The sequence below is a fragment of the Rhodococcoides sp. S146-33 genome, assembly GCF_059489205.1.
On the sequence record NZ_JCAJWY010000002.1, the window covers coordinates 1,286,699 to 1,309,762 of the forward strand.

A 23,064-nucleotide genomic window follows, 5' to 3' on the forward strand; every position below is an offset into this window, starting at 1 on the left:
CTGTGGACGTACCGGGGATCACGAGGGTTCAGCGTATTCGTCGGCACTCCGGTCGCGTGCCGGCGGTCCGGTGCGTGTGGGCCACGGCATACGGTTTCGTGTCAGCAAATACAACACTGCGATGGTCAGGATCGTCATCACCGCGGCCTGCACGATCTGAAAGGGCAGGTATTCACTGCCGTTGGGCATCAGGATGACGCTGACCAGAGACGAGAAAGCGATCGCGGGCCGCCGGAACGACGGCGTCGTGGCCCACGCTGCCAGCGGAATGACCGCCCACAGCAAGTACCAGGGTTGAACCACCGGAAAAAGCAGTACGACCGCGCCCAGCGCAACGCCGAGTGCTCCGACCGGATGCAGGCGCCCACGCAGAACCGCGACCAGCATGCGGACGACGATGACGGCGGCCACTACGGCCGCGATCGGACGAGTGAGACCCAGCACGGCGGTGGTGTGGTCGCCGAGGCCGAGCAGAACTCCCACGAATCCGGTGCCCAAGCCCAGGATGGTCGGGATCGACATCCAGCTGCGCACGACGCCGGCCGTGCCCAGAGTGTTGATCCACCCGAATCCGAGTCCGCTACCGAGACTGACCGCGACTTGGACCACGACGGCAATCGTGCCGAGAAGGACTGCGACGTACACCACGGAGCGGAGGGTCCCGCCCCATCGCCTCGACAGCGCCATTCCGACGAATCCGAGCGCGATCAGAGACGGGATCTTGATCGTCGACGACAGCGCGATCAATGCCGCTCCGCCCACCAGGAATGCGACGTCGGTCCTCAGCATCGCTCCCGAGCGTTCGATACCCCGCAGTGCAAGCTCGGTACCCGCGAGCATGAGCCCGATCATCAGGGCCTCGTTGTGAATTCCGGCCACGAGATGGAACAGCAACAGCGGGTTCGCGGCACCGAGCCAGAGCGCACTGACCGAGGCAACCCCGCAGCGTCGGGCCAGACGCGGTAGAGCCCAGACGATCAGCGCGACTCCCGCCAGCGCGAGAAGGCGATGCAGAAAGATGCCGGCAACAATGTTCTCGCCGGTCAGGTAGGTGATCCCGCGGCCCATCCACAGAAACAGCGGACCATAGGGTGCCGGAGTTTCACGCCAGATGTTGGGAACGGTTCGGGTCAGCACGTTGTCCGCACCGAGCGCCGTTTGGGGGCCGACTTCGTAGGGGTCGAGTCCGCGCGCGGTGATCTCGCTCTGCGCCAGATACGAGTACACGTCACGCGAGAACATGGGTGGCGCAACACACAGCGGCAGAATCCACAGCAGCAGCGTGCGGTCCATCTGCGATCTGGTGAGTCGCCGTGGGATGTTTCCGGATCGCGTTCGACCCAGGGCGAACCTGCCCAGTAGCAACCAGGCGATCACCACGATGACGGTGCCGGTCATGGTCACCGTCAGCGCGGAGCTGGCCATGCGGGACGGCAGGCTCAGGAATCGAACTCCGGCAACGGGATTCTGCAGCACCGGTTGCGCTCCGGCACCGAGGGCACCGATCGTCATCAGCAGCGCGCCCGCCGCACCGAACCGACGAATGTTGCGGAGCTGAACCGTCTCCTCCGGATTCAGCCCGGGCGCTTCCGGCTCGTCTCCGTGCAAGGTGGCCACCACGCCACCCGGCGGAGTGGGTTCGAGTCCGAAGACTCGTCGTGCGGGGGCGACGGCGTATCGGTGAAGAACCTGTCCGAGCGCTGATCCGGAGTCGTCGGTGTCGGTCGGCCGGCGGCCTCTGCCCGTGAAACGTGAGCGGTCGGAACTCTGCTCACTGTCGGTCGATGACACGATGCGAGCGTAGCTGTGCCACTGTCCGACGCCCGCACCGTCCTCCCGACCGAGATGGGACGAACATCGCGACCGTCATAGGGTGCCCTTGGTGGACCAGGCAAAACAATTCCGTCACACTGGTGTTGTGAAAACAACCGAAAGCACGTTCGCGCGTCCGGGGAGTGTCGATTCCTCGACCGCCGGCGCAGGCGCGCCGTCGGTTCGACAGCCCTCGCTCCCCGAAGGACAGACCAGGGGTGCGGTGGTCACTCTACTGCTGGAAGAGGGCCCCATCACGGCCTCGGACATCGGCACGCGGCTGGGATTGAGCGCGGCAGGGGTTCGACGTCATCTCGATGCGCTCATCGATGCAGGCGAGGCTCGCATCACCACCCCGGCAGGGGCGCGTCAGCGTGGCCGCGGTCGACCGGCCAAGTACTTTCAGCTGACGGCCGCCGGACGTAACCGCCTCGGCCACACCTACGACGATCTCGCCGGTGCCGCCATGCGGCAACTTCGCAAGATCGGCGGGGACGCGGCCATCGAAACGTTCGCCCGGCAACGCGTGAACACGATCGTGGCCGACGTCGAACCGGCGTCGGGGTCCGACGCACACTCCGTGGAGGATGCGGCGGAGCGAATCGCCGACGCCTTCAGTGCGGCCGGTTTCTCCGCGACCACGCGTCAGGTGGGTAACGGCGTCCAGATCTGCCAGCACCACTGCCCGGTATCGCACGTCGCCTCGGAGTTTCCAGAGCTGTGCGAAGCGGAACAGACCGCGTTCGCCGAGATCCTCGGCACACACGTGCAGCGTTTGGCAACCATCGCCAACGGCAATTGCGCGTGCACGACGCACGTACCGCTGTCACCGACGCGGTACTCGAATACCGATAGTTCCGACAAGAAGACTCCCGACGCGCAGCCCCGTGTCGGAGAACGCCCACGCCTCCGGAAGGAGCTCGCATGACCGTCACACCAGACCAGGTGACACCCACCGCGCCGCTGACTCAGGACGAGACCATCGCCTCGCTCGGCACGTACGGATACGGCTGGGCCGACTCGGACGTAGCCGGTGAAAGCGCCAAGAGAGGTCTCTCCGAGGCCGTTGTTCGGGACATCTCGCAGAAGAAGAGCGAGCCCGAATGGATGCTCGAGGCGCGCCTCAAGGCTCTCAAGACGTTCGAGCGCAAGCCGATGCCCAATTGGGGATCCGACCTCGATGGCATCGACTTCGACAACATCAAGTACTTCGTGCGCTCCAGTGAGAAGCAGGCTGCGACGTGGGAAGACCTGCCCGAGGACATCAAGAACACGTACGACAAGCTCGGCATCCCCGAAGCCGAGAAGCAGCGCCTGGTCTCCGGTGTCGCTGCCCAGTACGAGTCCGAGGTCGTCTACCACTCGATCCGTGAGGACCTCGAAGCGCAGGGCGTGTTGTTCCTCGACACCGACACCGCGCTGAAGGAGCAGCCCGAGCTGTTCCGCGAGTACTTCGGCACCGTCATTCCCGCGGGCGACAACAAGTTCTCCGCGCTGAACACCGCGGTGTGGTCCGGTGGATCGTTCATCTACATCCCGCCGGGCGTCCACGTGGACATCCCGCTGCAGGCCTACTTCCGGATCAACACCGAGAACATGGGTCAGTTCGAGCGCACGCTGATCATCGTCGACGAGGGTGCCTACGTGCACTACGTCGAGGGCTGCACCGCGCCGATCTACAAGTCGGATTCGCTGCACTCCGCCGTCGTCGAGATCATCGTCAAGAAGGGTGGTCGTTGCCGCTACACGACCATTCAGAACTGGTCGAACAACGTCTACAACCTGGTCACCAAGCGCGCCAAGGCAGAAGCAGGCGCAACGATGGAGTGGGTCGACGGCAACATCGGCTCCAAGGTCACGATGAAGTACCCGGCTGTATGGATGACCGGCGAATACGCGAAGGGCGAGGTTCTCTCGGTCGCGTTCGCCGGCCCGGACCAGCACCAGGACACCGGCTCGAAGATGCTGCACCTCGCGCCGCACACGTCGTCGAACATCGTCAGCAAGTCCGTCGCCCGTGGCGGTGGACGGACGTCCTACCGCGGATTGATCCAGATCAACAAAGGCGCGCACGGCTCCCGCTCGACCGTCAAGTGCGACGCGCTGCTCGTCGACACGATCAGTCGGTCCGACACCTACCCGTACGTCGACATCCGTGAGGACGACGTGTCGATGGGGCACGAGGCCACCGTCTCGAAGGTCAGCGACGATCAGCTGTTCTACCTGATGAGCCGCGGCATGACCGAGGACGAGGCGATGGCTATGGTCGTCCGCGGATTCGTCGAGCCGATCGCTCGCGAGCTGCCGATGGAATACGCGCTCGAGCTCAACCGGCTCATCGAGCTGCAGATGGAAGGGTCGGTCGGATAAGTGAACAACCCTCTCACCGGAGTGATGGGTGCTGTCGCATCCGAGAACCCCGATTCCGCCAAGGAAGACAAGTCCAAGCTCGTCGCGAACAAGGGCGCTCAGTTCACGTCGTACGACGTGAACGCGTTCGAGGTTCCGTCGGGCCGCGACGAGCTGTGGCGCTTCTCGCCGCTGCGCCGACTTCGCGGACTGCACGACGGTTCCGCCGTCGCCGACGGGGCCGCGAAGGTCACCGTCGGGGCGTCGGACTCGGTGGTCGTGGAAACTGTCGGACGCGATGACGAGCGCCTCGGCAAGGCCGGAGTGCCGGCCGATCGTATTGCAGCTCAGGCATTCTCGGCTTTCTCCGAGGCGACGGTCGTCACCGTGCCGAACGAGGTCGAGGTGAGCGATCCCATCGAGATCACCATCGACGGCCCCGGCGCGGACCGCGTTGCGTACGGACACGTCCAGATAGTGCTCGGCACGTTCGCTCGCGCGACCGTCGTCATCGATCAGCGCGGAAGCGGAACGTACGCCGAGAACATCGAGTTCGTTCTCGGTGACAGCTCGCAAATGCATGTCGTCCTGATCCAGGACTGGCAGTCCGACGCCGTGCACGTGGCTGCGCATCACGCGCTGCTCGGTCGCGATTCTGTGTTGCGGCACTACAACGTCAGCCTCGGCGGCGATCTGGTCCGCATCAGCCCGACCGTGCGCTACAGCGCGCCCGGCGGCGACGCGGACCTGCTCGGTGTGTACTTCGCCGATGCCGGCCAGCATCTCGAGCAGCGACTGCTCGTCGACCATTCGGCACCGCACTGCAAGTCGAACGTGATGTACAAGGGTGCGCTGCAGGGCGAAACCGGACCCGGAACCGTCGACGCGCACACGGTATGGATCGGAGATGTTCTGATTCGAGCCGAGGCCGAGGGCACCGAGACGTACGAGCTGAACCGAAACCTCGTGCTCACGGACGGCGCTCGCGCCGACTCGGTACCGAACCTCGAGATCGAAACAGGCGAGATCGTCGGAGCAGGCCACGCCAGCGCCACCGGCCGTTTCGACGACGAGCAGCTGTTCTACCTGCGCGCTCGTGGCATCTCGGAGGAGGTTGCTCGTCGACTCGTCGTCCGCGGCTTCTTCCACGAGATCATCGACAAGATTCCGGTCCCCGCCGTACGCGAGCGTCTGGACGCCGCTATCGAGACCGAACTCGCCGTCGCCGGCGCGTAGGTCCACCCGAACCTTTCTCGACTGCACAAAGGAACTTTGATGTCCACACTCGAAATCCGCGACCTGCACGTCAGCGTCGCCAACACCGATTCGTCCGCCGAGCCGATCAACATCCTCAAGGGTGTCGATCTGACCGTGAAGTCCGGCGAGACACACGCGATCATGGGCCCCAACGGTTCCGGCAAGTCCACCTTGTCGTACGCCATTGCAGGCCATCCGAAATACACCGTCACCTCCGGCACCATCACCCTCGACGGTGAAGACGTGCTCGAGATGAGCGTCGACGAGCGCGCCCGCGCCGGCCTGTTCCTGGCGATGCAGTACCCGGTGGAGGTGCCCGGCGTGTCGATGTCGAACTTCCTGCGCACCGCTGCCACCGCAGTGCGCGGCGAGGCCCCGAAGCTGCGGCACTGGGTCAAGGAAGCCAAGACCGCGATGAGCGAACTGGAAATCGAGCCCAACTTCCTCGAGCGCAACGTCAACGAAGGTTTCTCCGGTGGCGAGAAGAAGCGTCACGAGATCCTGCAGCTGGGACTGCTCAAGCCCAAGATCGCCATCCTCGACGAGACCGATTCCGGTCTCGACGTCGACGCACTGCGCGTGGTGTCCGAGGGCGTCAACAAGTACAAGGAGCGCGAAGACGGTGGAGTGCTGCTGATCACGCACTACACCCGCATCCTGCGCTACATCAAGCCCGATTTCGTGCACGTGTTCGTCAACGGTGAGATCGTCAAGTCCGGCGGTGCCGAGCTGGCCGACGAGCTCGAGGCCAACGGTTACGCCGGCTACACCCAGGCCGCGACTACCGGAGCATGAGCGTGGCTGCACCGGCAGCTGTGGCGGTCGCGGCATCGTTCGATGTCGCCGCCGTTCGCCGCGATTTCCCCATCCTTTCGCGCACCGTCCGTGACGGAAAGCCGTTGGTGTACCTGGACTCCGGTGCCACCTCGCAGCGTCCGGTGCAGGTGCTCGACGCCGAACGCGAATTCCTCACCACTTGTAACGCCGCAGTGCACCGCGGTGCGCATCAGCTGGCCGAGGAGGCCACCGATGCGTACGAGGGAGCCAGGGCGGCCATCGCCGCGTTCGTCGGTGCGTATGTCGACGAGATCGTGTTCACGAAGAACGCGACCGAGTCGCTCAACCTCGTGACGTACGTCTTGGCCGATCAGCGCTTCGATCGCCATCTCGGCCCCGGGGACGAAATCGTCGTCACCGAGCTCGAGCATCACGCCAATCTCGTTCCCTGGCAAGAGCTTGCGGCCCGTACCGGCGCAACACTGCGGTGGTACGGCGTGACGGACGACGGCCGGATCGACCTCGATTCGCTCGAATTGTCCTCGGCCGTCAAGGTTCTCGCGTTCACGCACCAATCCAACGTGACCGGTGCTGTCGCTCCGGTCGCAGAATTGGTGCGTCGGGCCCGGGCGGTCGGTGCGCTGGTCGTGCTCGACGCATGCCAGTCGGTGCCGCACATGAAGGTCGATTTCCACGCGCTCGATGTCGACTACGCCGCGTTCTCCGGGCACAAGATGCTCGGCCCCTCCGGCGTGGGCGTGCTGTACGGCAAGGCTGCACTGCTCGATTCGATGCCGCCGTTCATCACCGGCGGGTCGATGATCGAGACCGTCACCATGGAGAAGACGACCTTCGCACCGCCTCCGCAACGGTTCGAGGCCGGAGTGCCCATGACGTCGCAGGTCGTGGGACTGGGTGCCGCTGTGCGGTACCTGGAGAACATCGGTATCGACGTCATTGCCGCGCACGAAAAGGCTTTGGTCGCAGCAACTCTCGCAGAGTTCGCAAAGATCGACGGAGTGCGCGTGATCGGCCCCACCGAGAACGTCGACCGTGGTTCTGCGGTCTCGTTCGTGGTGGACGGCATTCACGCCCATGACCTCGGTCAAATCCTGGACGACGAGGGCGTCGCCATTCGCGTCGGGCATCACTGTGCATGGCCGCTGCATCGCCGTTTCGGCGTAGCCGCGACCGCGCGGGCATCTTTTGCGTTGTACAACACCGTCGAAGAAGTGCACGTACTGGCGAACGCAATTCGCCGTGCGCAGTCGTTCTTCGGTACCACGCAGGCCGACGGGGGAGGAGAACTCTAGATGCGAATGGAACAGATGTATCAGGAAGTGATCCTCGATCACTACAAGCACCCACACGGTCGCGGATTGCGCGAGCCGTTCGGTGCGGAGGTACACCACGTCAACCCCACCTGCGGCGACGAGGTCACCCTGCGCGTGCAGATAGAGGACGGCGCCGTCGCAGACGTGTCGTACGACGGCCAGGGTTGCTCGATCAGTCAGGCAGCGACGTCCGTTCTCACCGATCAGGTCGTCGGCCTGAGCGTCGCCGATGCGCTGAAGACGGTCGATGCATTCAGCGACATGGTCGGCAGCAGAGGTACCGTCGAGGGTGACGAGGACGTCATCGGCGACGGCATTGCGTTCGCTGGTGTTGCCAAGTATCCGGCTCGCGTGAAGTGCGCATTGCTGGGTTGGATGGCTTTCAAGGACGCAGTTGTTCAAGTAGTGGACGCAGATTCGACAGCTACGACGGGCGGGACCGCCCAGTCGGCACTTTCCGGAGGACAGCAATCATGACCGAAGCAACAGAAACGACGCCGTCCGAAGCCACGCCGGTGGCATTGACCGCCGACGAGATCAAGGTGCTCGAGGATCTCGAAGAAGCGATGCGCGACGTCGTCGACCCCGAGCTCGGAATCAATGTCGTCGACCTCGGGCTGGTGTACGACATCAAGATCGACGCCGACGACATCGTCACGGTCGACATGACGCTCACCTCGGCAGCGTGCCCGCTGACCGACGTCATCGAGGATCAGGCCCGCGGCGCGCTCGTGCGCAGCGGATTGGCCGCCGACCTGAAGATCAACTGGGTGTGGATGCCGCCGTGGGGCCCGGACAAGATCACCGACGACGGTCGCGAGCAGCTCAGGGCCCTCGGCTTCACCGTCTGACCCACTGACGAGTCGGCCCCCTCACGCACCTTTCGCTTCATCGGCTTTGGAGTCTGCGGACTTGGCGGGGGTCGACTTCTTGGCCGCTGCCTTCTTGGCCGGGGCCTTCTTCGCAGCAGCTTTCTTGGCGGGTGCCTTCTTCGCCGGAGCAGATGTGGCAGACCCGGACTTCGCGTTCTTGCCGGCCGCCTCCACGCTCCGCTGCAAAGCGGCCACGAGGTCGACCACCTCGGCATCCTCGCCGTCGTCGTCTTTTTCCGTCTCGGTATGGATGACCTTTTCACCGCCGTTGGCGAGCGTCTCGTCGATCAGCTTGCGCAGCTCGATCTGGTAGTCGTCCGTGTACTCGGTCGGATCGAATTCCGAGGACATGCTTTCCACCAGGGACGTCGCCATCTTCACTTCCTGCGGACGCGCGGACGGCGCGTCCTCGAGCGAAGGAAATTCCGCAGCCCGGACTTCATCCGGCCACAGCAAAGTCTGGATCACCAGCACGTCGTCGCGCACGCGCAGTGCGGCCAGACGGGTTTTCTGCCGCAGAGTGAAATGCACCAGCGCGGTGCGCTCGGTTTCTTCGAGAGTCTCGCGCAGCAGAACGTACGCCTTCGGTGACGCGGAGTCCGGCTCGAGGAAGTAGCTCTTGTCGTAGAGGATCGGATCGATCTGCTCGGTGGGTACGAATTCGAGAACCGGAATTTCGTGTTTCTCTGCCGCAGGCAGCTTGTCGAAGTCGTCGTCGGTGAGAATGACGCGTTCGCCGTCGGGGGAGTCGTACGCCTTGTCGATGTCGGCGAACTGCACCGACTTGCCGCATTCCTGACAGATCCGGTCGTACTTGATGCGACCGCCGTCCTTCGCGTGCACCTGATGAAACCGAATGTCGTGCTGCTCGGTGGCCGAGTAGACCTTCACCGGAACATTGACCAGTCCGAAGGCGATCGAGCCCTTCCAAATGCTGCGCATCTGTCCATGATCCCCGACCGGGCGCCCGCGTGTCGACCGTTGGCGAGAAACTCAGCCGCGGCCCGGAGTGCGCACTATCGTGCGCGCGATCGCGAGCCTGGCCGATGACGGGAGCGTCGGAAACATCTTCAGCATCGCGGTCATCGTCCCCAGGGCGTCGTCGTGGCCGGAGAGATAGGAACGCTGCAGTTCGACCGGGAGCGAAAAGAAACTTGAGAAGAACTGGGGCACCATCTCCGGTTCCAGACTCAGCGCCGTGCGCAGGCCGAGATTGCGAAGCTTCTGGACCGTCCAGATGTGCACCATACGGTTTCCTCGCGGACGACCGCCGCCGCGGAACCTCTCGACCAGATGGTCCGCGGAAGCCAGCGATGCCGCAACGCTGTAGCCAGTGGCGGGGTGCATCAGGTTGGACCGGGATCCGAAGAGCACAGGACCTCCTCGTCCGGTGCTCGAACGCGAACGCGGTGGCGGTTCGACCGAGAATCGCACTCGCTCGACAGCCTCGTGCCCGGTGGGTTCCAGATTTCGCTGGCACAGCCTGTGGTGCAATCGCGTACGGAGAACGTCCAGGCCGAGCGCAGGTCGGCCGACCAGGCAGGTCTCCTCGAGCAGGATTCGATCGTCGTCGAGAGCTACGGCGTAGAGAAAGCTCGGAGCCTCGCCGGGCCGGGCCCCGTTATCGGTGCGCCAATCCATGAACCATGCGTCGGATCCTTCGAGGATCGGTTCGGCGCGGTCCCTTTCGACGACGATGCCGTATGCCGTCTGCTGTGCCAGGTCGTACGAAACGAGCGTTCCGCGGGCGTCGACGACGTGCCGAGCATCGACGATGGTGCCGTCGGACGTGGTCACGCGAGAACCGGTAACATCGACGGCCGTCCCGGCCAGCACTCGCGCGCGGTCGAGAGACAGGGTCGCTTGCAGTGCGGGTGTGTCCAGGACGCAATACGTTCGGTCGATGATCCGATGGTGATCGGTCCACACCGCAGGCTTCTGCGCAGTCGAGGCGACTGCAGTCTCGGGCAACCACGAGGGCAATTCGTCCGCCCAGGCCGAATACGTCGGTGTCCAGGTGCGCGACGGGTGTGGATCGAGGGCCAGCACGTCGAGGCCGGCCGCGGAACAGCGATGAGCAAGTGCCCTACCCGCGGGACCCAGACCCACTACCGCGACATCGGCCGAGAAGTCGTTCACATTCCGCCGGTGGCGAGTAGACCACCGTCCACCCGCACGGTTTCGCCTGTGATCCAGGACGACGCGTCCGACACGAGGAAGGCGACCAGCGCGGCCACATCCTCCGGATTTCCCAGACGCTTCATCGGGTAGCCGGCGGCCGCCGCGTCTTCACCGTTCGCGACGAGTGCCTCGGCGAATTTGGTCTTGACGACGCCCGGTGCCACTGCGTTGACACGAATCTTGGGGCCCAGTTGCCAGGCGAGCTCCTCGGTGAGCCGGATCAGGGCGGCTTTGGACGCACCGTAAGCGGCGATCACGCCGGTGGACCGAATGCCTGCCACGCTGGCGATGTTGACGATCGCGCCGCCGTGCTGACCCATCCAGGCGTGAAATGCCTGCTGGACGAAGCCGAGGGTGCCCACGACGTTCGTATCGAACAGCTTGCTCACGCCGGTCAGATCGGCATCCATCAAGGAGCCGTAGACAGGGTTGATGCCTGTGTTGTTCACGAGAATGTCCAGCGAACCGAAAGTTTCGATGGTCTGAGCTACTGCGCTGCGTCGATGTTCCGGATCGCCGGCATTACCGTCCAGTGCGAGCACCGAGTCACCCAGTTCTGCTGCGGCCGCCACGAGAGGCTCGCGCTTCCGTGCGGTGATCGCGACATTGGCGCCGCGAGAGAGCAGCTCTGCCGCGATTGCCTTACCGATGCCCCGGCTGCCACCGGTGACAAGTGCGGTACGCCCGGTGAGGTCGGCAATCGGTGCGCTGCGTTGGGAGACTGTTTCGGAGGCGTCGGTCATCGACCAGACGTTACCGGTGTCACCGTCGTTCCTGGGTGAGGGCACGTGAATGCTGAGCTAAAATGGGGGTTTGCTGTGCCGTCGTTCGGCGCACCTGCGTTCGCTCGTCGGTCGACGGGCAACGATCTTGTTCGGCAATCTCTAGGAGCTCACGCGTGATCACCGCCACCGACCTGGAAGTTCGTGCCGGTGTGCGGACCCTTCTGTCCACCGAGGGGCCCGCGCTCCGTGTACAGGCAGGCGACCGCATCGGTCTGGTGGGTCGCAACGGGGCGGGCAAGACCACCACTCTGCGGATTTTGGCCGGCGAGGGCGAGCCCTATGCAGGGGAGGTCGTGCGCACGGGCGACCTCGGGTATCTGCCGCAGGATCCCAAAGAGGGCGACCTCGACGTGTTGGCCAAGGACCGAGTGCTTTCGGCCCGCGGCCTCGACACCCTGCTGCACAGTATGGAGAAGCAGCAGGCGCTGATGGCGGAGGTGGCCGACGAGGCGTTGCTCGACAAAGCCGTCCGCAAGTACGGCGAACTCGAGGAACGGTTCGCGTCCCTCGGCGGCTACGAAGCCGAGAGCGAAGCGGCCCGCATCTGCAACAGCTTGGGCTTGGCCGATCGCATCCTCGGTCAACCGCTGCGGACCCTGTCCGGTGGTCAGCGCCGACGTGTCGAGCTCGCTCGTATTCTGTTCGCCGCGTCCGACGGCAGTGGCGGACGCTCGAACACCACGTTGCTGCTCGACGAGCCCACCAACCACCTCGACGCCGATTCCATCACCTGGCTGCGCAGTTTCCTGCAGAACCACGAGGGTGGACTCATCGTGATCAGTCACGATGTCGAACTGCTCGGTGATGTCGTGAACAGGGTGTGGTTCCTCGACGCCGTGCGCGGTGAGGCCGACATCTACAACATGAACTGGAAGAAGTACCTCGACGCCCGTGCCACCGACGAGCAGCGGCGTCGTCGCGAGCGTGCGAACGCGGAGAAGAAGGCGGGTGCGCTGCGCGTCCAGGCCGCCAAGATGGGTGCCAAGGCAACCAAAGCCGTTGCGGCACAGAACATGGCGAAGCGAGCGGACAAGCTGATGGCGAACCTCGACGCGGAGCGGGTGTCCGACAAGGTCGCCCACATCCGTTTCCCGGAGCCTGCGCCGTGCGGTAAGACGCCGTTGATGGCGAAGAACTTGACCAAGATGTACGGGTCGCTGGAGATCTTTGCCGGCGTCGATCTGGCGATCGACCGGGGGAGCCGCGTGGTGGTGCTCGGGCTCAACGGTGCCGGTAAGACGACACTGCTGCGCATTCTGGCCGGAACCGAGAAGGCCGACACCGGAGAGATCGAACCCGGCCACGGCATGCGCGTAGGTTACTTCGCCCAGGAGCACGACACCCTCGACGACATGGCGTCGGTGTGGGAGAACATTCGGCATGCGGCACCCGACACCGGCGAGCAGGAGCTCAGATCGCTACTCGGTGCCTTCATGTTCACCGGACCCCAGCTCGAACAGCCCGCAGGAACGCTGTCCGGCGGCGAGAAGACGCGTCTGGCGCTGGCCGGGCTGGTGTCTTCGGCTGCGAACGTTCTGCTACTCGACGAACCGACCAACAACCTCGATCCGATCTCACGCGAGCAGGTTCTCGACGCACTGCGCAGTTACAAGGGTGCTGTCGTTCTGGTGACTCACGATCCGGGTGCCGCCGAGGCGTTGTCACCCGAACGAGTGATCCTCCTTCCCGACGGAACCGAGGATCACTGGTCGCAGGACTACCTGGAACTGATTCAGCTAGCGTGACTCGGGTCGGTCGCGTTTACGCACCGATTCTTCGACCAGATCGAGAATGGCCGATAGGTTCGACCCGCCGTTGCCCGACGCGATTCTGGCGACGAGTCCGTCGAGAACCAGGTCCAGGTAGTCGGCGAGAACGTCGTTCGGCACGTCGTCTCGCAGTTTTCCCGCGGATTTCTGCCGTTCCAGTCGGCCCAGGGTTGCGTCGGTGAGCTCTGCCGAACGCTCGGCCCAACTGGTTCGGAAGTCGGCGTCGGTTCGCAGTCGTCGGGTGATTTCGAGCCGTGTACCGAGCCACTCGAACTGCTCCGGCTGGGCCAGCATGTCGCGCATCACCTGAACCAGACCCTGCGCGGCCGCGACTTCGGCCATGCGCCCGGCGTCCTCCTGTGCCAACGCGAGGAAGAGACCGTCCTTGTCCTTGAAGTGATGGAAGATAGCGCCGCGCGAAAGACCCGTCGCCTCCTCGAGGCGGCGCACCGTCGCACCTTCGTAGCCGAACTCGCCGAAGCATTTGCGGGCACCGTCGAGAATTTCGCGTCGGCGAGCGGCAAGGTGGTCTTCGCTGACCTTGGGCACGTGTGAAACTCCTACTTTTCGATGAAGGCGTCGCCCGTACCGATACGGCGATGGGCCCGAAACACGTATCGAGTTCCGGGCCCATCGCTGTGCGTGGCGTCTGTCTACAGTGCCGTGTGACTAGCCTCTGATCATGTTGCGCAGGACGTACTGCAGGATTCCGCCGTTGCGGTAGTAATCCGCTTCACCGGGGGTGTCGATACGGACCACTGCGTCGAACTCGACCTTGGTTCCATCTTCCTTGGTCGCGGTCACAGCCATCGTCTTCGGAGTGGTGCCCTCGTTCAGCTTCTCGACCCCGATGATATCGAACGTCTCGGTTCCGTCGAGCTTGAGCGACGCTGCGCTCTCGCCTGCCGGGAACTGCAGCGGAACGACGCCCATGCCGATGAGGTTGGAGCGGTGGATGCGCTCGAACGACTCGGTGATGACCGCCTTGACGCCAAGGAGCGAGGTGCCCTTGGCCGCCCAGTCACGTGAGCTTCCCGATCCGTACTCCTTGCCGCCCAGCACGACCAGCGGAATACCGGCCTTCTGGTAGTTCTGCGACGCGTCGTAGATGAACGACTGCGGGCCACCGTCGAGGGTGAAGTCGCGGGTGTAGCCACCCGAGACGTCGTCGAGCAGCTGGTTCTTGAGGCGGATGTTCGCGAAGGTTCCGCGAATCATGACCTCGTGGTTACCGCGGCGCGATCCGAGCGAGTTGTAGTCCTTGCGCTCGACCCCGTGGGAATCGAGGTACTGCGCGGCCGGCGTGCCCGCCTTGATAGGACCTGCCGGGCTGATGTGGTCGGTGGTGACCGAATCGCCGAGCAGGGCCAGCACGCGTGCACCCTTGATGTCCTCGACCGGAGCCGGATCCATCGTCATGCCGTCGAAGTACGGAGGCTTGCGCACGTACGTCGACTTGGGATCCCACTCGAACGTGTCGCCCTCGGGGGTGGACAGGTTCTGCCAGCGGCTGTCGCCGGCGAAGATCGTCTCGTAGGACTTGCTGAACATGTCCCGGCTGATCGAGGACTTGATCGTCTCTTCGATTTCCTGCGACGACGGCCAGATGTCCTTCAGGAACACCGGATTGCCTTCGTGGTCGTTGCCGAGTGCGTCGGTCTCGAAGTCGAAGTCCATCGTGCCTGCGAGGCCGTAGGCGATGACCAGCGGCGGCGAGGCCAGGTAGTTCATCTTGACGTCGGGGGAGATGCGACCCTCGAAGTTGCGGTTGCCCGACAGCACGGCGGTGACCGAGAGATCGTTGTCGTTGATCGCCTTCGAGATCGGCTCGAGCAGCGGGCCGGTGTTGCCGATGCACGTGGTGCAGCCGTAGCCGCCCAGGAAGTAGCCGAGCTTCTCGAGGTAGGGCCACAGGCCGGCCTTCTCGTAGTAGTCGGTGACGACCTGAGAACCGGGTGCCATGTTGGTCTTGACCCACGGCTTGGTGGACAGACCCTTTTCGACGGCGTTGCGAGCGAGCAGTGCTGCGCCCAGCATGACCGACGGGTTCGAGGTGTTGGTGCAGGAGGTGATACCTGCCACCACGACGGCACCGTGGTCGAGAACGAATTCGCCCGCTTCGTCGGTGATGACGCGAACAGGCTTGCTCGGGCGGCCTTCGGAGCCGTATGCCGCCGACCGTACGTCGACTGCATCGTCTTCCGCGAAGCTCAGCGATGCGGGATCGCTGGCCGGGAACGACTCGTTGAGAGCCTCGTCCAGCTTGCTGTCACCCTCGTGCGCCGGGTGGTTCTCCTCGACGTAGTTGTGGATGTCCTTGCGGAACGCAACCTTGGACTCGGACAACAGGATTCGGTCCTGCGGGCGCTTCGGGCCTGCGATGGACGGAACGACCGTGTTGAGGTCGAGCTCGATGTACTCGGAGTACACGGCTTCGTTCTTCGGGTCGTGCCACATGCCCTGCTCTTTGGCGTACGCCTCGACGAGAGCGAGCTGCTCGTCGCTGCGGCCGGTGAGGCGCAGGTAGTTGATCGTTTCTTCGTCGATCGGGAAAATGGCTGCCGTGGAGCCGAATTCGGGGCTCATGTTGCCGAGGGTGGCGCGGTTGGCGAGGGGAACCTCGGCCACGCCTTCACCGTAGAACTCCACGAACTTTCCGACGACGCCGTGCTTGCGCAGCATCTCGGTGGCGGTCAGAACGACGTCGGTCGCCGTGACGCCCGGCTGAATTTCGCCGGAGAGCTTGAAGCCGACGACACGCGGAATCAGCATCGACACGGGCTGGCCGAGCATGGCTGCTTCGGCTTCGATTCCGCCGACGCCCCAGCCGAGTACACCGAGACCGTTGACCATCGTCGTGTGCGAGTCGGTGCCGACACAGGTGTCGGGGTACGCCTGGCCCTTGCGGGTCATGACGGTCGGTGCCAGGTATTCGATGTTGACCTGGTGCACGATGCCCATGCCGGGTGGGACGACCTTGAAGTCGTCGAACGCGCCCTGGCCCCAACGCAGGAACTGGTAACGCTCGCCGTTGCGCTCGTACTCGAGGTCGACGTTGCGCTCGAGTGCGTCGGCGCGGCCGAACACGTCGAGGATGACCGAGTGGTCGATGACCATGTCGGCGGGGGAGAGGGGGTTGACCTTGTTGGGGTCGCCGCCGAGGGTGGTCACGGCCTCACGCATGGTGGCGAGGTCGACGACACACGGGACGCCGGTGAAGTCCTGCATGATGACACGTGCAGGGGTGAACTGAATTTCGATACTCGGGTCGGCCGAGGGATCCCACGACGCGATCGAGCGAATATGGTCGGCGGTGATGTTGGCACCGTCCTCGGTGCGAAGGAGGTTCTCCGCGAGGACCTTCAGTGCGTAGGGCAGTTTCTCGGCACCGGGCAAGGCCGACAGCCGGAAGATCTCGTACGAGTTCTCTCCGACTTCGAGGGTGCCCTTTGCACCGAATGAGTTATTACTTGCGGTCACTTCAGCTCCACTCGTCTATGAGGCACACCGCCGACGGGGCTGTGTCGACGGTTGAAGCGAGGCGCTGCCCGTGTGTCTCGGCCTTGGCATCCGGGGTGCGAATTGCCTGCGGACGCTCGTGCAGTGTCTCGATGGAAGTCTAACAGTACGCTTGTCCTGTGAAAACCTGCGGGTCCGTTTCTCGGCGGATGCCGACGGAACGACCCGCGTCACAATCCTCACGTACTGTTTCGTGCGACGCAATGAAGGTTGGCCTCAGTTACTGCCCCGGACGTGCCGGCCTCCCCGGTGTCGCGAGCGCTGTGACGTAGGGTTTCACGCGACTGGTTCCTACCGACTGGACGAGAGATGCCTGAGCCGATACACGCCGTTTCCCCACTTGCCACCGATATTCCGGCAGGTCTGGACGTCGACAGCATCGTCGCCACGGTCCGCGAGTCCGGCGTCAGTGCGCCCGCCGACGAAGAAGCCGGGTTGTCCTCCGCTGTGGCCCGCGCGGAAGAACACGGCATCGATCTGAGCATCGTCATCGTGCCGAACGAACCGCGCCACGACTCGCAACTGCGTGACCTGGCCACCGCAGTCGGTGCCCGCGAGGGTGGCACGGTACTGGTTCTGAGCCCAGGGCAGGTGGGCACGTTCAGCGACTCCGTCAGCCGGGTGACCCTCGAAGCCGGTCAAGACCGCACCTACACCGGCAACCACATCGTCGCGGCCGACAATTTCGTCGACACCCTCGTCCAGGATCAGACGCCGTGGGGCCTGCTCACCGGTGGACTCGTCGTTGTCGTCGCTGCTGTTGCCACTCTGACTGCAGTCGTGAAGGCCCGCAGATTCCGGGCTCGGGCCACGGTGCCCGAGAGCGCGAATCGCGACTCCGGCGAGAACTGACACGACGCGTCGACGCGTCATTCGGGTGACCGACGCCCGAACCGTGGATACGGCCGTGATCGTGACGGCCGCGCCGCAGGAAAAAGTCGGAAAAATTGTTTCCGGCAAACACCGAGTTCACGGCGTTGTGCCTGGTGAAATTACAAATGTGTCATTTGTGACTGGAGTTTCTTTAGGGTGCAAAGTGTCGTACGGTGCCATTGGCACTGCTGGGGAAGGAGTGTCGCAGAAGGCAGAGTGTCGTCCGTGGGGAACGCGGGAGGCCACTGCTTCGGGTGTGACTGACGTGGTTCGCACCTGTCGTGTCGCTGCGTGTTCCTTTCCCGCCCGGCGACAGCGCTCACCGTCCCTGCGATCGGGGTGGGAACGGTAAGCACTTCGGCGGCACGACGGTTCGACTCGGACCTGACTGAATGCCGGACCCGAGGGAGATATTCGTGAGCCGACGTCCAGTCCGCGCCACCCGCCGTGCAGCGCTCGTCCGTACCCGATTCGTGCTGGTAGGTGCCGGCCTCGTCATCGCGTTGATGGCAACCCTTCCCGGAGTTGCCGCCGCGGTACCACCGCCGCCGCCGAACCCATCCGACAGCGACCTCGCTGCCGCCGGAAGTGCTGTCGATTCCCGCCTGGGCCAGGTCGGTCAGCTGATCGACGCGATCGCGTCGGCCAACCAGCAGCTCGCTCGTCTCGACGACGAGGTTGCCTCGAAGCGAGAAGGCGTCAACAAGGCCCTGGTCGACCTGCAGAATGCGCGCGACGCCGCAGATGTCGCTGCCGCGGTCGTCGGTGCAGCACAGCAGGCACTGGCCGATGCCGGAACCCAGATTCAGGCAGCCCAGCGCAAATTCGATGAATTCGCGAAGTCCAGCTACACGCAGGGTTCCGGCGTTGCGTCGATGGCCTCGTTCCTCGGTTCGAGCGGCCCCGACGACGTCTTGGATCGGGCCCAAGTACTGAAGGTTCTCTCCAACAGCCAGAACGCGGTGCTCGACGGGCTACAGCGGGCTCGGACCGAGCAAGCGAATCGCGATTCTGCGGCACGGGACTCGAAGCAGCAGGCAGACGCTGCGGCATCGGAAGCCGAGGCCAAGAAAGCCGAGGCCGAGCAGGCCATCGCCGAGGCACAAGCTGCTCTGCAGGCCGAGGCCGATCAGAAAGCAGCCATCGAGTCTCAGCGTGACGCTGCGCAGACCGAGCTCGACTCCGCGCGCAGCAACGTTGCTGGTCTGCAGGATCAGCGAGCGGCGTACGGCGACTGGGAAGCGCAGAAGGCAGCCGAGGATGCGGCAATAGCCGCCGCGGCGTCTGCGGCGCGAGAAGCTGCTGTTCAGGCAGCAGCCCGAGTGTCGGCCAATCTCGCCGCCCAGCAGCGCGCGGCAGCCATTGCCGAGGGCCAACGTTCGCACGTGGACGTGGACGAGGATTCGAGCGAGACGACCGATTCGGACAGCTCGACACCGACCACACCCAGCAAACCGACCACGCCCACCAAACCGAAGACACCGACCAAACCGAAGACGTCCACGACACCGTCGGTCACCGGGAGCGCGGCCGTCGAGTTGGCGATCGACCGCGGAATGAGTCAACTGGGAGTGCCGTATTCCTGGGGCGGCGGCGACGAGAACGGTCCGACGAAGGGCATCAGGGACGGCGGCGTCGCGGACAGCTACGGCGATTACAACAAGGTCGGGTTCGACTGCTCCGGCCTGATGATCTACGCCTTCGCCGGCCTCGGTATCTCGTTGCCTCACTACACCGGCTATCAGTACACCGCAGGCAAGCAAGTGCCCTCCTCGGACATGAAGCGCGGCGACATGATCTTCTACGGTCCGAACGCCAGCCAGCACGTTGCGCTCTACCTGGGCGACGGCAAGATGCTCGAAGCGCCGCAGTCCGGTTCGGTGGTCAAGGTCTCCGACGTGCGATACAGCGGCATGACTCCCTACGCAGTGCGCATGGTGTCCTGAGCACGATCAGGCTCCAGTCGGGCATCTCGAGTCGTTCCGCAGGCTCCACTCCGGCCTCTCGAGTCGTTCCGCAGGCTCCACTCCGGCCTCTCGAGTCGTTCCGCAGGCTCCACTCCGGCATCTCGCCGGGGGTGCCTTTCGGCGCGCTCGGCGATCACCTGGAATAGTTGATCGTGGCGGTATCGACACGCGCCCGACCATGATCGACTGAAAGCGGTGAATTCTTGGTGACATCACGTGACGGCCGGATTTCGAACGACGAGGAGTCGGCCCACGTCGAGACCTCGACTCGTGATCCACAGGGTGGGGAGCCGAAGCGGGTGGACAGCCCGACTCTGGCCGAGGACGTCCAGCTTCTCGAGAAGGCCGTGTACGAGGTCAAACGCGTCATCGTCGGTCAGGACCGCCTGGTCGAGCGCATTCTGGTCGGATTGCTCGCCCGTGGACACGTACTGCTCGAGGGCGTTCCGGGCGTCGCCAAGACACTCGCCGTCGAGACGTTCGCGCGCGTCGTGGGCGGATCTTTCTCGCGAGTCCAGTTCACCCCTGACCTGGTCCCGACCGACCTCGTCGGAACGCGAATCTACCGTCAGGGCCGGGAGGAGTTCGACACCGAACTCGGTCCTGTCGTGGCCAACTTCGTCCTGGCCGACGAAATCAACCGCGCGCCGGCGAAGGTGCAGTCCGCGTTGCTCGAGGTCATGGCCGAACGTCATGTCACCATCGGTGGCCGGACCTTCCCGATGCCCGATCCGTTCCTGGTGATGGCAACGCAGAACCCCATCGAGAACGAGGGCGTGTACCCCCTTCCCGAGGCCCAGCGCGACAGATTCCTGTTCAAGATCGTCGTCGACTACCCGACGGTCGAGGAAGAACGCGAGATCGTCTATCGCATGGGCATCAAGGCACCCGAGCCCAAGCAGATCCTCGATCCGGTCGAGTTGGTTCGGCTCCAGAATCTGGCCAGCTCGGTGTTCGTGCACCATGCGCTGGTCGACTACGTCGTTCGGGTCATCGCCGCCACGCGTACGCCCGAGCAGTTCGGTCTGGACGACGTGGCCAGCTGGATCGCCTATGGTGCATCACCGCGCGCGACACTCGGCATCATCGCGGCGTCGCGTGCTCTCGCTCTGCTCCGAGGTCGCGACTACGTGGTGCCGCAGGACGTACTCGAGGTCATCCCGGATGTGCTTCGACATCGTCTCGTGTTGTCCTACGACGCCCTCGCCGACGAGGTGACTCCCGAGACCGTCATCTCCCGCGTGTTGCAGACTGTCGGGTTGCCTCAGGTGTCACCTCAGGCGGTGCCGGTGCCGCAGAGCAACGGAGCCGGTCCGGACGGCCCGCACTTCGACGGCCGTCAGGCCGGACCCCAGGGGCAGTATCCGGCGCAGGGGCAGTACCCCGCTCCCGGCCAGTTTCCCGCTCCCGGCCAGTTTCCAGGTCAAGGCCAGACACCGCCGCTACCGCAGCAGCCAGGAGATCAGCAGCCTCCACAGGGCGGCGGTCAGTACGGTCAGCCGGCACCTTCGCTGCAGAAGCCGTCGGGTGACGGATCGTCGATCGGTACGCCGGGGCAGTGAGCGGATCCGACACCGCTCCCGTGTCCTCCGGCGGTACCGTCGTTTCGCGGCCGCCGTCGTTCCGCTCGGGTGAGCTTCGTGATCCGAAGTTGGCCGCAGCGCTGCGGACCCTGGAGCTGACGGTTCGCCGCCGGCTGGACGGGGTGTTGCACGGGGATCATCAGGGGCTGATTCCTGGTCCTGGTTCCGAGCCCGGGGACGCCAGGGAGTACCAGCCCGGCGACGACGTCCGCCAGATGGATTGGTCGGTCACTGCACGCACGACGCATCCGCACGTGCGCCAATCCGTGGCCGATCGCGAGCTCGAGACCTGGTTGGTGGTCGACCTGTCGGCCAGCCTCGACTTCGGCACCACCGGGTGCGAGAAGCGCGATCTGGCCGTGGCGGCCTCGGCAGCCATCACGCATCTGTCGGGCGGCGGCGGTAACAGGATCGGCGCGGTGGTGGCCACCGGTGCCAGCACCACTCGTATTCCCGCTCGAGGTGGACGCGTGCACACCCAATCGATGCTGCGTGCCATCGCCACGACGCCCTCGGCCGAGGATGGTGTCCGTGGTGATCTTCGAGCGGCCATCGAGGCTCTGCGGCGGCCGGAACGCCGTCGCGGTATGGCTGTGGTGATCAGCGACTTCCTCGGCCCCATCGACTGGGAACGGTCACTTCGCGCCATCTCGGCCAGACACGACGTGCTGGCGGTCGAGGTACTCGACCCGCGCGACCTCAAACTACCCGACGTCGGCGACGTGGTGCTGCACGATCCGGAGTCCGGCCGCACTCGCGAATTCAGCACGACGCCTCGGTTGCGCGCAGACTTCGCCCGTGCCGCGGCAGCGCATCGCGACGACGTGGAGAAGGCGCTGCGGCGTTGCGGAGCTCCCCGGCTGACACTGCGTACCGACGGTGATTGGATTGCCGACGTCGTCCGGTTCGTCACTGCGCGCAGGCACACCATCGGATCCGGCTTCACCAATACCGCTCGGGCGGGTACGCGATGAGCCTGACCGATTTCGCTTCGCCGTGGTGGCTCGGTTTTCTCGTCGTCGTCATCGCGCTGACCGTCGGCTACGTCTGGGTCCAACGGCGCAAGCAGAAGCACGTTCTTCGCTTCTCCAACATGGAACTGCTCGAGTCGGTAGCCCCCGCTCGGCCGAATCGTCTACGACACCTACCCACCGCGCTGGTGCTGGTCGGTCTGCTGTTTCTGACCATTGCGATGGCCGGTCCGACGGCGGACGAGCGCGTCCCACGCAACCGGGCCACCGTCATGCTGGTGATCGACGTCTCGCTGTCGATGGAGGCCACCGACGTCGAGCCGACTCGTCTGGCCGCCGCTCAGGAAGCCGCTAAGTCGTTCGCCGACGGTCTGACACCGGGAATCAACCTCGGGTTGGTCGCATTCGCGGGCACCGCGTCCGTTCTGGTGTCTCCCACAGCCAACCGCGAAGCAACCAAGTCCGCAATCGACAAGTTGCAGCTCAGCGAGCGAACGGCCACCGGGGAGGCGATCTTCACGTCGCTGCAGTCGATCGACACTCTCGGAGCGATACTCGGCGGCGGTGACGCAGCACCTCCGGCACGCATCGTGCTGCTGTCGGACGGCAAGCAGACCGTTCCGCAGAACCTCGACGACCCGCGCGGCGGGTACACCGCAGCGCGGGCAGCCAAGGACAAAGGCGTACCGATCTCCACGATCTCGTTCGGCACGAGCTACGGCTCGGTTGAAATCGAGGACGAGGCCGGCGTCGAACGGGTGCCGGTACCTGTCGATGATCCGTCCCTGCGGGAGATTGCGACTCTCTCCGGCGGTAGCTTCTTCACCGCGTCGTCGCTCGAAGATCTCAGAGATGTCTACGACACCCTCGAGGAACAGATCGGTTTCGAGATCACTCGCGGGGACGCGTCCCGTCCGTGGTTGATTCTCGGTGTCCTGTTCATCTCGTCGGGCTTGGGATCGGCTTTGGTGCTGCGGCAACGGTTGCCGTGATCGCTGTTATTACTCACGAGTAA

At 64.5% G+C, this 23,064-nt stretch carries 19 protein-coding genes; 13 read left to right on the plus strand and 6 right to left on the minus strand.

Translation table 11 applies throughout. The features are described 5' to 3' along the window. Positions 1-18 precede the first annotated feature (18 nt). Complete coding sequence (gene mptB, locus AC5WEY_RS14575) at positions 19-1,620, minus strand: polyprenol phosphomannose-dependent alpha 1,6 mannosyltransferase MptB (protein ID WP_495646579.1); 1,602 nt, start codon at positions 1,618-1,620, stop codon at positions 19-21. A gap of 415 nt (positions 1,621-2,035) precedes the next feature. Between mptB and AC5WEY_RS14580 the strand changes: the two genes are divergently transcribed. Genes AC5WEY_RS14580 through AC5WEY_RS14610 form a run of 7 tightly spaced genes read left to right on the plus strand, consistent with a single transcriptional unit; the run spans position 2,036 to position 8,380 of the window. After that, positions 2,036-2,740: a helix-turn-helix transcriptional regulator gene (locus tag AC5WEY_RS14580; RefSeq protein ID WP_442971001.1), complete on the plus strand. Its 705-nt coding sequence runs from the start codon at positions 2,036-2,038 to the stop codon at positions 2,738-2,740. Continuing rightward, positions 2,737-4,182, plus strand: coding sequence for a Fe-S cluster assembly protein SufB (gene sufB, locus AC5WEY_RS14585; RefSeq protein WP_032398021.1), 1,446 nt, complete (start codon positions 2,737-2,739; stop codon positions 4,180-4,182). Before AC5WEY_RS14580 ends, sufB begins: the two co-directional genes overlap by 4 nt. A 24-nt stretch (positions 4,183-4,206) precedes the next feature. After that, on the plus strand, positions 4,207-5,397 hold the full coding sequence (gene sufD, locus AC5WEY_RS14590; protein WP_495646580.1) for a Fe-S cluster assembly protein SufD: 1,191 nt from the start codon (positions 4,207-4,209) through the stop codon (positions 5,395-5,397). A 39-nt stretch (positions 5,398-5,436) separates the two neighbouring features. Beyond that, positions 5,437-6,213, plus strand: coding sequence for a Fe-S cluster assembly ATPase SufC (sufC, locus tag AC5WEY_RS14595; RefSeq protein ID WP_495646361.1), 777 nt, complete (start codon positions 5,437-5,439; stop codon positions 6,211-6,213). Continuing rightward, the gene (locus tag AC5WEY_RS14600; protein WP_495646362.1) at positions 6,210-7,508 is read left to right on the plus strand and encodes a cysteine desulfurase; all 1,299 of its coding nucleotides are present in this window, start codon (positions 6,210-6,212) and stop codon (positions 7,506-7,508) included. The genes sufC and AC5WEY_RS14600 overlap by 4 nt, the downstream gene beginning before the upstream one ends. After that, positions 7,509-8,006, plus strand: coding sequence for a Fe-S cluster assembly sulfur transfer protein SufU (gene sufU, locus AC5WEY_RS14605; protein ID WP_037189362.1), 498 nt, complete (start codon positions 7,509-7,511; stop codon positions 8,004-8,006). It begins immediately after the preceding gene. Further along, positions 8,003-8,380 (plus strand): metal-sulfur cluster assembly factor, encoded by a 378-nt coding sequence (locus AC5WEY_RS14610; RefSeq protein WP_495646363.1) that lies wholly within the window; start codon positions 8,003-8,005, stop codon positions 8,378-8,380. Before sufU ends, AC5WEY_RS14610 begins: the two co-directional genes overlap by 4 nt. A 21-nt stretch (positions 8,381-8,401) precedes the next feature. Here AC5WEY_RS14610 and ku read toward each other — a convergent pair whose 3' ends face one another. The 3 genes from ku to AC5WEY_RS14625 are packed head-to-tail and all read right to left on the minus strand — an operon-like array spanning position 8,402 to position 11,325. After that, positions 8,402-9,343 carry a non-homologous end joining protein Ku gene (ku, locus tag AC5WEY_RS14615; protein WP_057478698.1) on the minus strand — a complete coding sequence of 314 codons (942 nt, stop codon included), beginning with the start codon at positions 9,341-9,343 and terminating at the stop codon, positions 8,402-8,404. A 51-nt stretch (positions 9,344-9,394) separates the two neighbouring features. Beyond that, positions 9,395-10,540 carry a lycopene cyclase family protein gene (locus AC5WEY_RS14620; RefSeq protein ID WP_495646364.1) on the minus strand — a complete coding sequence of 382 codons (1,146 nt, stop codon included), beginning with the start codon at positions 10,538-10,540 and terminating at the stop codon, positions 9,395-9,397. Further along, complete coding sequence (locus AC5WEY_RS14625) at positions 10,537-11,325, minus strand: SDR family oxidoreductase (RefSeq protein ID WP_495646365.1); 789 nt, start codon at positions 11,323-11,325, stop codon at positions 10,537-10,539. Before AC5WEY_RS14625 ends, AC5WEY_RS14620 begins: the two co-directional genes overlap by 4 nt. A gap of 155 nt (positions 11,326-11,480) precedes the next feature. Between AC5WEY_RS14625 and AC5WEY_RS14630 the strand changes: the two genes are divergently transcribed. Further along, positions 11,481-13,112 carry an ABC-F family ATP-binding cassette domain-containing protein gene (locus AC5WEY_RS14630; RefSeq protein WP_057478701.1) on the plus strand — a complete coding sequence of 544 codons (1,632 nt, stop codon included), beginning with the start codon at positions 11,481-11,483 and terminating at the stop codon, positions 13,110-13,112. On the opposite strand, the gene AC5WEY_RS14635 is transcribed toward AC5WEY_RS14630, so the two are convergent. Together AC5WEY_RS14635 and AC5WEY_RS14640 are read right to left on the minus strand one after the other, a co-directional pair. Further along, the gene (locus AC5WEY_RS14635) at positions 13,104-13,685 is read right to left on the minus strand and encodes a TetR/AcrR family transcriptional regulator (protein ID WP_495646366.1); all 582 of its coding nucleotides are present in this window, start codon (positions 13,683-13,685) and stop codon (positions 13,104-13,106) included. The two genes, AC5WEY_RS14630 and AC5WEY_RS14635, sit on opposite strands and share 9 nt — an antisense overlap. Positions 13,686-13,805: 120 nt before the next feature. Beyond that, on the minus strand, positions 13,806-16,616 hold the full coding sequence (locus AC5WEY_RS14640) for an aconitate hydratase (RefSeq protein WP_495646367.1): 2,811 nt from the start codon (positions 16,614-16,616) through the stop codon (positions 13,806-13,808). Between the two features lie 348 nt (positions 16,617-16,964). Here AC5WEY_RS14640 and AC5WEY_RS14645 point away from each other — a divergent pair, with 348 nt between their 5' ends. From AC5WEY_RS14645 to AC5WEY_RS14665, 5 genes are all read left to right on the plus strand, one after another. Then, a complete protein-coding gene (locus AC5WEY_RS14645; RefSeq protein WP_495646368.1) occupies positions 16,965-17,507 on the plus strand; it encodes an Rv1476 family membrane protein in 543 nt (180 codons plus the stop codon). Positions 17,508-17,944: 437 nt separating this feature from the next. Then, complete coding sequence (locus AC5WEY_RS14650) at positions 17,945-19,474, plus strand: NlpC/P60 family protein (RefSeq protein ID WP_495646369.1); 1,530 nt, start codon at positions 17,945-17,947, stop codon at positions 19,472-19,474. Between the two features lie 320 nt (positions 19,475-19,794). After that, on the plus strand, positions 19,795-21,057 hold the full coding sequence (locus AC5WEY_RS14655) for an AAA family ATPase (RefSeq protein ID WP_495646581.1): 1,263 nt from the start codon (positions 19,795-19,797) through the stop codon (positions 21,055-21,057). Further along, positions 21,054-22,052, plus strand: a complete 999-nt coding sequence (locus AC5WEY_RS14660; RefSeq protein WP_495646370.1) for a DUF58 domain-containing protein — start codon at positions 21,054-21,056, stop codon at positions 22,050-22,052. Before AC5WEY_RS14655 ends, AC5WEY_RS14660 begins: the two co-directional genes overlap by 4 nt. Then, on the plus strand, positions 22,049-23,041 hold the full coding sequence (locus tag AC5WEY_RS14665; protein ID WP_495646371.1) for a VWA domain-containing protein: 993 nt from the start codon (positions 22,049-22,051) through the stop codon (positions 23,039-23,041). The genes AC5WEY_RS14660 and AC5WEY_RS14665 overlap by 4 nt, the downstream gene beginning before the upstream one ends. Positions 23,042-23,064: the final 23 nt, after the last annotated feature.

What these genes read in the sequence shown, in the direction of transcription:
- sufB (WP_032398021.1), top strand. Translation starts at nt 2,737, where the DNA reads ATGACCGTCACACCAGACCAGGTGACACCCACCGCGCCGCTGACTCAG.
- sufD (WP_495646580.1), top strand. Translation starts at nt 4,207, where the DNA reads ATGGGTGCTGTCGCATCCGAGAACCCCGATTCCGCCAAGGAAGACAAG.
- sufC (WP_495646361.1), top strand. Translation starts at nt 5,437, where the DNA reads ATGTCCACACTCGAAATCCGCGACCTGCACGTCAGCGTCGCCAACACC.
- AC5WEY_RS14600 (WP_495646362.1), top strand. Translation starts at nt 6,210, where the DNA reads ATGAGCGTGGCTGCACCGGCAGCTGTGGCGGTCGCGGCATCGTTCGAT.
- sufU (WP_037189362.1), top strand. Translation starts at nt 7,509, where the DNA reads ATGCGAATGGAACAGATGTATCAGGAAGTGATCCTCGATCACTACAAG.
- AC5WEY_RS14610 (WP_495646363.1), top strand. Translation starts at nt 8,003, where the DNA reads ATGACCGAAGCAACAGAAACGACGCCGTCCGAAGCCACGCCGGTGGCA.
- ku (WP_057478698.1), bottom strand. Translation starts at nt 9,343, where the DNA reads ATGCGCAGCATTTGGAAGGGCTCGATCGCCTTCGGACTGGTCAATGTT.
- AC5WEY_RS14625 (WP_495646365.1), bottom strand. Translation starts at nt 11,325, where the DNA reads ATGACCGACGCCTCCGAAACAGTCTCCCAACGCAGCGCACCGATTGCC.
- AC5WEY_RS14645 (WP_495646368.1), top strand. Translation starts at nt 16,965, where the DNA reads ATGCCTGAGCCGATACACGCCGTTTCCCCACTTGCCACCGATATTCCG.
- AC5WEY_RS14665 (WP_495646371.1), top strand. Translation starts at nt 22,049, where the DNA reads ATGAGCCTGACCGATTTCGCTTCGCCGTGGTGGCTCGGTTTTCTCGTC.